This is a genomic window from Microvirga tunisiensis (genome assembly GCF_009296175.1).
Taxonomy (GTDB): domain Bacteria; phylum Pseudomonadota; class Alphaproteobacteria; order Rhizobiales; family Beijerinckiaceae; genus Microvirga; species Microvirga tunisiensis.
In genome coordinates, this window is the sequence record NZ_VOSK01000069.1 from 19,349 (window position 1) to 27,368 (window position 8,020).

The window sequence follows — 8,020 nt, forward strand, 5'->3', positions numbered from 1 at the left end:
CTTAGAGTATCGAACCCGAAAGTGGAAACCGCTTTTGGGATCCATCCGATGCCATTTGCTGACGGGCGCATCGTTGGGCGCGGAGAACCGGGCCCACTTTCCGCTGACGCGGACTTCGTGTCGCGGATCCCGGGCTCCCGCGTGATGCGCTAGGCGCCGTGATAGCCGCGATACCATGCGACGAAGCGTTTCACACCCTCTTCGAGAGTGGTGGACGGCGCAAAGCCCACGTCCCGGCGCAGGTCGGTCACGTCGGCGCGGGTCTCCAGCACGTCGCCGGGCGGCAGCGGAACGTCCACGCGCTTCGCCTTCTTGCCGAGCGCATTCTCGATCAGGGCGATGAGGTCGTTCACTTCTTCCGGACTGTCGTTGCCGATGTTGTAGACCCGGTGCGGCGCCGGGCTGATGGCCGGATCGGGCAAGTCCGCATTCCAGGCGGGATCGGGCACGGGCACCCGCTCCACCAGCCGCACGATGCCCTCCACGATGTCATCCACGTAAGTGAAGTCGCGCCAGACCTGTCCCGCATTGGCGACCTGGATCTCGCGCCCCTCCGCGATGGCATGGGTGAACTTGTAGACCGCCATGTCGGGGCGGCCCCAGGGGCCGTAGACGGTGAAGAAGCGCAGGCCCGTCGCCGGCAGCCCGAACAGGGAGGCATAGGAATGCGCCATCATCTCGTTCGCCTTCTTGGTGGCGGCATAGAGGCTGATCGGGTGATCGGCGATGTCGTGCTCGGAGAAGGGCAGCTTACGGTTGGCCCCGTAGACCGAGCTCGACGAGGCATAGACGAGGTGCCGGACCTCTCCGTGCCGGCAGGCCTCCAGCATGTTCATGAAGCCCATCAGGTTCGAGGCGGCATAGGGCTGCGGATCGACGAAGCGCACCCCGGGCTGGGCCGCGAGGTGGATCACCTTCTCGAAACGGTGGTGCTGAAACAGGTCGCGGGTCGCCTGCGCGTCGGAAAGATCCAGGCTCTCGCCCAGAAAGGTGTTGTGCGGGGTCAGGTTCCCGAAACGGGCCTCCTTCAGGCTCACGTCGTAATAGGGCGTGAAGCTGTCGACGCCGACCACCTGATGGCCGTCGGCCAGAAGCCGCTGTACCACGTGATAACCGATGAAGCCTGCCGCGCCGGTAACGAGGATGGGAGCTGTCATGAAAGGACCCGCCTTATAAGGTGGCGGGAACCTTAGCGGCCTTGGCCCGATCCGCAACCATCTCTTCTTCCACCGGCTCGAAGGCGAGCGCCTGGCGCTCGCGGGCCATGAAGGCGGTGGGCATGACGGCCTGCATCTCGGCCTCCGCGGCTTTCAGGAAGGCGTCGTCATGACCGGGATAGAGATGGAAGATCGCCAGCGCCTTCACGCCGGCGCTTTGCGCAAGCTCGACGCCCTTCTGCCACGTGGAATGGCCCCAGCCGCGGCAATAGGAATATTCGGCGTCGGAGAACATGCCATCGAAGATCATCAGGTCGGTGTCGCGCACGAAATCGGCGAGGCTGGGGTCGGGCCAGGGGTCGCTGTGCTCCACGTCGCTGACGTAGCAGATGCTGCGCCCCCGATGGCTGATGCGAAAGCCTGTTGCCCCGCCGGGATGGTTCAGAAGATGGGTCTCGATCCGCGTCCCATCGTCGAGGATGAGCGGCTCGCCCGCCCTGAAGCCGTGATGCTCGAAACGGGCGGGGAGCTGGCCGAGGCGCACGGGGAAGAGCGGCGGTGAGAAGAGGCGGCTCAGGGGCTCCATGGCGCTTTCCCCCTCCAGATGGCCGCAATAGGTGCGGATCACCCGCTCCTTGGCGAGAAGAGCGGGTTTGAAGAAGGGAAGACCGCTGATGTGGTCGAGATGAAGATGGCTCAGGAGAATGTCGATCTTCTCGGGCGCGGCAGGGCCGAGTTCGCTGCCGAAGGCGGACAGGCCGGTGCCCGCATCGAGGATGAACAGGCGCTCGCCGCAACGGACCTCGATGCAGGGGGTGTGCGAGCCGAACTCGACGAACTGAGGACCGGATGCGCAGGTGGAGCCGCGTATGCCCCAGAACCGGACCTGCAACGCGTCAGAGGATGCAACACGCCTTATCATTTCAGGATCATGGCCAATCGAAAACCCTGCTTATGTGCGCTAGCGCACATCAATAAGCTGCCCCCGAGCGGGACGGCAGGTCAAGGTAAATAATATCACGCACTCAGCGCCTCCAGGGTTCTGGTGCGGCGATCCATCACCGGCTCGCCCCGCTCAAAATGGATAACAGCGTCGAAGGGCGGTTGATCCATGGCCGGTGAGATCGACGGCGTCACGAGGATCAGCCCGCGTCCGACGAGGGCGCGGCGCAGATTGACGACGAGCTTGTCGGCGGCGGGGCCGGGCAGCCCGTCGAGCGCTCGCTGCACCACCAGGATGCTCGACCGGCGCACGAGGCCGCGCACCAGGTCGACGGCGGCAACCTCGCTCAGGGTGAGATCGTCGCCATGCGGATCGATGGGCGTGTCGAGCCCAATGCGCGAGACCTCGCCGTCGAGGCCCCTTTGCGTCAGGACCCGGCGCGTCACCTCCTGCACCGACTCGAGAGCGCCGGCCTGATCGGCGGCGATGCGCCCGAAGAGCAGGTTGTCCTGGATGCTGGCCGCCGCGCAGAAGCGCTCTTCGTCGTAGAACTCGATCGAGGACTTCAGGCTCACCGGCAGCATGCGGGCGAAATCGGCGCGGGCGACGAGGATCTGTTCCTCCAAGCCGGCTTCGAGCAATCCCAGGCGATGCCGGCTCTCGTTGTAGCGCAAAGCGAGGCCGATCAGGCGCCCCCGGTCCCGCGAGGTCTGGTCGCTGCGCCGCTGCTCGTTCTTTCGGTCGACGAGATCCTGGAAGTAGGGCCGATCCGCCGCAGAGAAAAACGAGAAGCGCTCGAAGAGCGGGGATCCATCCGGGATGTCGGAGAAGATCTCGATCATGCTCGTGGCGATCGAAAGCCCCATCCGGGCGAGCGGCTTGGTCAGCTCGTTGGCTTCCAGGATCGCCCGGACGAAGGGATGGCTCGACAGGCGATCCTCCTGGAACGAGTCGCCGATGGGCTTCCCGAACAGCAGGTTCTCGCCGATGGTCGCATAGCGGTTGTAGCGCATGGCGCTGAAGGGATCGACGAAGCGGTCGAGCTGCTCGGCCGCCAGCGCCGCCTGCACGGCGCGGCGCGCTTCCACGATGGCGGCGGCGAACTTCGGCTCCCGTGCCGGATCGATGGTTCCCGACAGGCCGCGGGCATGGGTCAGACGGTCGAGACCCGCGACCACGATGGCCTCGGAGAGACGGTGGTCGAGTTCGCTCTCCGGCGCGGAGGCGCCGTAGAGCAGATTGTCTCTCAGGCTGCCTTCGATCAGGACCGTGTTGCCGGAAAAGGCGATGCGCCGGCTGCGTTCCACCGGATCGGCGGCGGAGAGATCGATGCCGCCATAGGTGAGGCGGCCCAGCGACGGCGGAATCTGACCGCTCATGAGCGCCGCGAGGAGCCGCGGGCCGGCATCCCCGTCGCCGACCAGGGCCACATGGGACGGGAAGGCGAGGGTGAGGTTGACCGAGGAGACCCGCGCGCCGCTGGCAGGGTCGTAGGCCGAGACGCCCTGCGCCACGAGGGCGCCGCTCTCGGGCAGGGCAGCCCTTCCTTTCAGCGCCGCGCGCAGCTTCAAGGGACCCAATCCTCTGCCGAGATCGATGAGCAGCGCCCGCGCCCTCAAGGTGAGCCGGTGCCACTGGACCACCTCCCGGGTGCCATAGGCGGCAAGCGCCGCCGCGAGCACGCAGGCCGCGACCGTTCCTGCCGTCACCGGACGGGTCTGCGAGAACCAGGCGCCCAGGGCCAGCACCGACAGGGGGGCGATCATGAGCACGGCCGCAGTGGCCGCCTCGGCCAGGGCCAGGCGGTATTCCCACCTCATCACCGGGCGATGACTCAGCACCAGCGCCTCACGCACCCGGTTCCGCTCGTAGGGAGCAGTGCCGTGAGCGCGCAGGGCCGGGATGCGGTGCTCCAGCTCCGCGAACACGCCCTCGGCCTCGTCGCCTTCCCGGTGTCGGGCGGCGGTGGCGTCGAACCGCAGCAGGGAGCGGCGGGCACTCACGATGGCGCCCAGCGCCAGGACCAGTGCCAGGGTGGCGCCGAGGTGCCAGTCCATGACGAAGACATAGGCGCAGGCGAGCCCGATCATCCCGCCCAGCTTCACTGGCATGAGAAGGCTGGAGCCCAGCACGCCGCTCTCGCGGGCCAGGCCCCGGGCGGCGAGCGCCGTCACCACGGCAATCTCGTCATGGGAGGCGGAGGGAACCTTCAGGATGACGTCGAGGGCCGCCGACTGGGTTTTCGTGAGCATCCTCAAACCGATGCCGACCACGAGCCATTCGAATCCGATCAGGATCAGGCCGAGGAGCACGGGAATGAGCAGGATGCCGACGATCGACGCCAGTGCGAAAGCCTCGGGGCCCAGCAGGACGCCCGGAAACAGGACGATGGGTTCCGGCCAGAGACCGGCCGGCGGGGAGATGGCGATCCGCAGGAAGGAGGCTGGCGCATTCCAGCCGCCCGCTCCCCCGGTCGCGCGGTCGACGACGACGCGCACCAGATCGAAGCCGACAAGGATCAGAAGGCCTGCCAGGGCCAGAAGGCTGAATCCGACGAAATGGCGAAAAGGAGATGTTTTCCACGCCAGGCGCAGCGGGTCGCGCTCCACGACAACTCCCAAGGACAACTCCAACGATCAGGTTCGGTGACTTTGATAGAGCCTAGAGCATTTTTTGACGAGTGGGATCAGCTTGGCCGTTAAAAAATGCGCTCCGGCACAAAACAGGGCGGTCCGAGGCTCCATTCCTCAAGCGGCGCATCGATCTTCGCGGAAAACCGGATCCACTTTTCCGCGCGATGCGCCGGTTGCCCCTCGCCGCGCCGCGCCTCAACTCTATGTCATCCCCCTTGCTGCCTTTCACGGAGGATCGGTGAGCCTGTCCATGACGTCTCCCCTGCCGCTCGACCCGGTTTTCCAGCTCGTCCTCGAGGTTCCGACCCGCACGCCGAGTCCGGATCTGCCGCGCCGTCTGACGAGGCTCTTCAAGGAACTGGCTTCGTCGGAGCCGGCCCGTCCGGTCGAGGACATCGAGGACCAGATCTGGGCCCTGTGGGGATCCCACGAAGACCGCCTCGCCGAGGAGACCATGATGGCGGCCGTGGAGGCCATGGGCTCGGGATCGCTCAAGACCGCCCGGCCCCTGCTCGATCATTTGGTCGCCAAGTACCCCGGCTGGGCGGAGGCCTGGAACAAGCGGGCGACGCTCGCGTCCATCGAGAACCGCGACGCGGACAGCCTGCTCGACATCGCCCAGACCCTGCGGCTCGAGCCGCGCCATTTCGGCGCCATCGCCGGGTTCGGCAATATCTGCCTGCGCAACGGCCATCTCAACGAGGCCCGCGCGGCGTTTCAGATCGCCCTGTCCATCAACCCGCACATGGACGATCTGCGCGACATGCTGGAGAACCTGTCGCCGCATCATCTCATGCTGCATTAGCGCCTCGCGCGGAGCCGATCGGCCGCACGATGCCTCGGTGAAGACAGCAATCTCTCACCGTCATCACCGGCACAAGGCCGGCCATGACGGTGAGGTGAAGCGCGGTACTTTTCCAATCGAGATCACCGGCACAAGGCCGGTGATGACGGAGGAAGTTGGAATCGGTCCGTTCGTCTCCGGACGCGATCCTTCATCCCAGCTCGAAGGTCGAAATCCCGTAGGTTCGCGAAAGCGGCAGGTCCGGTCCCGGGCCGCGATACATCCGCGCCGTCTCGAACGCGGGCGATAGGCCATAGCGCGCGGCAAGCCGGACGGCGGCCTGGTTCGGCTCCGGCAGATCCAGGAAGACCGCATCGCCGTTCGCCTCGGATGCGAGCGCCCGGAACAGGAGATCGGCCTCGCGCTCGCCATCGGCGAAGAGCGGCCCGACCTTGGAGCCGCTCCGGCAGGCACGGATGACGCCGTAGCCCTTGATGATCCCGTCCTCCACGAACGCGAAGGCATCGCGCGCCTCGGGCTTGAGCCAGCAGCGCAGAAATGCCTCGCGCGGCGCGGGAAAGAACGGTCGGTCGTAGGCGAGAACGGCTTCCACGATCTCAGGGCTGACCCGCTTCAGGCCCTCGTCCCGGGGCGCTGCGACCTGTGGGGTGCCGCCGAAGCGCACGTTGCGGTGCGCCAGGGCGAAGCCGGATTTCCGATAATTCTCCTGCTGGGCCACGACGCCGTCGAGACCCACCGTGCGATCGCCGAGAGAATCCATGCCGGCCCGCCACAGGCGATGGCCGAAACCGCGCCCGCGCCGGTCCGGCCGGACGATGTAGAGGCCGAGAAAGCCGAAGGTTCCGGCGTAGCGGACCACCGAGATCGACGCGACGGGCTCGTCGCCGAAACAGCCCATCAGGAAGCCTGCCGGATCGGCCGCCTGGAAACACGCGGCATCGTTGAGCCCTGGATTCCAACCCTCGGCCGCAGCCCAGTCGATCGCCAGATCCAGGTCCTGACGGGTCATGACGCGGATCGTCAGATCGTCCGGGTTTTCGAGGGTCATGTCCGGCCTCGTCGGGTGCTCCCGTGAGAGAGCCCGCTGCATGAATCGATCCGAGAATAGAATGCACGTCGAGACACGACGCAAGCGCGACAATGGAACCGTTGCGGGTTCACCGCGGGCCAGTACCTTAGACGCCATGTCCGATTCGCCTGCCATCCTTTCCCGTCCCATCGTCCTGCCCGCCGACGGCCGCCAATCCACCGTTGCCGCCGGTGTCCAGCGCGGCGTGCGCCGCCTGTTCTCGCAACTCGGCCATGTGACCCTGCCGGAATTCACCCTCGCCAACGGCCGGCGCGCCGATCTCATCGCGCTCGCGCCCGACGGCGCGCTCACGATCATCGAGATCAAGTCGAGCGTGGCGGATTTCCGGGCCGACCGGAAATGGCCGGATTACGAGGATTTCTGCGACCGGTTCTACTTCGCCGTGCCGGAAACCGTGCCCTTCGACATCCTGCCGGAGGATCGCGGCCTGATCATCGCCGACAGCTTCGGGGCGGCGATCATGCGGGAGGCGGCGCACCATCCGCTCGCCGGCGCGCGCCGCAAGGCCGTGACCCTGCGGTTCGCCCATTCGGCCGCATCGCTGCTCCATGCCCTGGCCGATCCGGACCGGGTCGCGGACGGGCGTCTCTGAGGCCTGCGCTGCCGCAGCGTGATTTCTGTGCACGTCCGTTTCGAACGGTTGCATGACAGGAGGCCGGGTTTCACTCTTCCCGCGGCCTCTCAGGCTGGGAGGATGGTGGGGCGATCATGGAACAGGCCATCAGGTTTCTGCTCAGCAATTTCACGCTGACCCTTTTCGGCGTCGGGCTCGTGGCTTCGCTCGTCGCCTTGCTGCGACACCCGCGCCCCTGGGGCCGCGCCACACTCGTCGAGGCTTTGCTGTCCTGGTTCCTGTTCTTCTCGCTCGGGATCAGCTTCCTCTACAATTTCATCATGCACGTCTTCTTCTCCGAGACCGCGGCCGCGTTCATCGGCTGGCAGACCAGCCCGTTCCAGAAGGAAGTCGGCTTCGCGAGCCTCGGATTTTCCGTCGTGGGATTCATGGCGTTCAAAGGCAGCACCGGCATGCGCCTGGCCGCGCTCGTCGGCCCGGCCTGCTTCCTGTGGGGGGCCGCGGCCGGTCACGCGATGCAGATGGTGGAGGCGCACAACTACGCTCCCGGCAATGCCGGCGTGATCTTCTACACGGACATCCTGCTGCCGGTCTTCGGGCTTGTCCTGCTAGGGATGCGGCGACGGGTCGAGACGATCACAGGGACAGGGATGCCGAGGCCGGCTTTTCCGTAACATTGGCAAAAGTCCGGGCTGAGCTGGCGGGTCGGGGTTCCGGCGCAGCGACAATTCTGATTCAATCCCCTGCATGTCACCGGCCCCGGATCTTGATGGCCTGTCGAACGCCGATCTGAAGCGGTTGGTGCTGGAGCTGTTGGG

Annotated in this window: 7 protein-coding genes; 3 read left to right on the forward strand and 4 right to left on the reverse strand. The window is 66.2% G+C overall.

The window, feature by feature from the left end; genetic code table 11:
* Positions 1 to 149 precede the first annotated feature (149 nt).
* From FS320_RS17800 to FS320_RS17810, 3 genes are all read right to left on the reverse strand, one after another.
* Positions 150 to 1,157 carry an NAD-dependent epimerase/dehydratase family protein gene (locus FS320_RS17800; RefSeq protein ID WP_152713166.1) on the reverse strand — a complete coding sequence of 336 codons (1,008 nt, stop codon included), beginning with the start codon at positions 1,155 to 1,157 and terminating at the stop codon, positions 150 to 152.
* Between the two features lie 13 nt (positions 1,158 to 1,170).
* Positions 1,171 to 2,079: an MBL fold metallo-hydrolase gene (locus tag FS320_RS17805; RefSeq protein WP_152713167.1), complete on the reverse strand. Its 909-nt coding sequence runs from the start codon at positions 2,077 to 2,079 to the stop codon at positions 1,171 to 1,173.
* A gap of 95 nt (positions 2,080 to 2,174) precedes the next feature.
* Positions 2,175 to 4,721: an ABC transporter ATP-binding protein/permease gene (locus FS320_RS17810; RefSeq protein WP_152713168.1), complete on the reverse strand. Its 2,547-nt coding sequence runs from the start codon at positions 4,719 to 4,721 to the stop codon at positions 2,175 to 2,177.
* Positions 4,722 to 4,983: 262 nt separating this feature from the next.
* On the opposite strand from FS320_RS17810, the gene FS320_RS17815 reads away from it, so the two are divergent.
* The gene (locus FS320_RS17815) at positions 4,984 to 5,538 is read left to right on the forward strand and encodes a tetratricopeptide repeat protein (protein WP_152713169.1); all 555 of its coding nucleotides are present in this window, start codon (positions 4,984 to 4,986) and stop codon (positions 5,536 to 5,538) included.
* Between the two features lie 190 nt (positions 5,539 to 5,728).
* Here the strand turns inward: FS320_RS17815 and FS320_RS17820 are convergent, their stop codons facing one another.
* Complete coding sequence (locus tag FS320_RS17820) at positions 5,729 to 6,586, reverse strand: GNAT family N-acetyltransferase (RefSeq protein ID WP_202882871.1); 858 nt, start codon at positions 6,584 to 6,586, stop codon at positions 5,729 to 5,731.
* 136 nt (positions 6,587 to 6,722) lie between these two features.
* On the opposite strand from FS320_RS17820, the gene FS320_RS17825 reads away from it, so the two are divergent.
* Together FS320_RS17825 and FS320_RS17830 are read left to right on the forward strand one after the other, a co-directional pair.
* Positions 6,723 to 7,220, forward strand: coding sequence for an MmcB family DNA repair protein (locus FS320_RS17825; protein ID WP_152713173.1), 498 nt, complete (start codon positions 6,723 to 6,725; stop codon positions 7,218 to 7,220).
* A gap of 116 nt (positions 7,221 to 7,336) precedes the next feature.
* The gene (locus FS320_RS17830; protein ID WP_152713170.1) at positions 7,337 to 7,876 is read left to right on the forward strand and encodes a DUF6790 family protein; all 540 of its coding nucleotides are present in this window, start codon (positions 7,337 to 7,339) and stop codon (positions 7,874 to 7,876) included.
* Positions 7,877 to 8,020 lie beyond the last annotated feature (144 nt).

What these genes read in the sequence shown, in the direction of transcription:
- FS320_RS17830 (WP_152713170.1), top strand. Translation starts at nt 7,337, where the DNA reads ATGGAACAGGCCATCAGGTTTCTGCTCAGCAATTTCACGCTGACCCTT.
- FS320_RS17800 (WP_152713166.1), bottom strand. Translation starts at nt 1,157, where the DNA reads ATGACAGCTCCCATCCTCGTTACCGGCGCGGCAGGCTTCATCGGTTAT.
- FS320_RS17815 (WP_152713169.1), top strand. Translation starts at nt 4,984, where the DNA reads ATGACGTCTCCCCTGCCGCTCGACCCGGTTTTCCAGCTCGTCCTCGAG.
- FS320_RS17825 (WP_152713173.1), top strand. Translation starts at nt 6,723, where the DNA reads ATGTCCGATTCGCCTGCCATCCTTTCCCGTCCCATCGTCCTGCCCGCC.
- FS320_RS17820 (WP_202882871.1), bottom strand. Translation starts at nt 6,586, where the DNA reads ATGACCCTCGAAAACCCGGACGATCTGACGATCCGCGTCATGACCCGT.
- FS320_RS17805 (WP_152713167.1), bottom strand. Translation starts at nt 2,079, where the DNA reads ATGATAAGGCGTGTTGCATCCTCTGACGCGTTGCAGGTCCGGTTCTGG.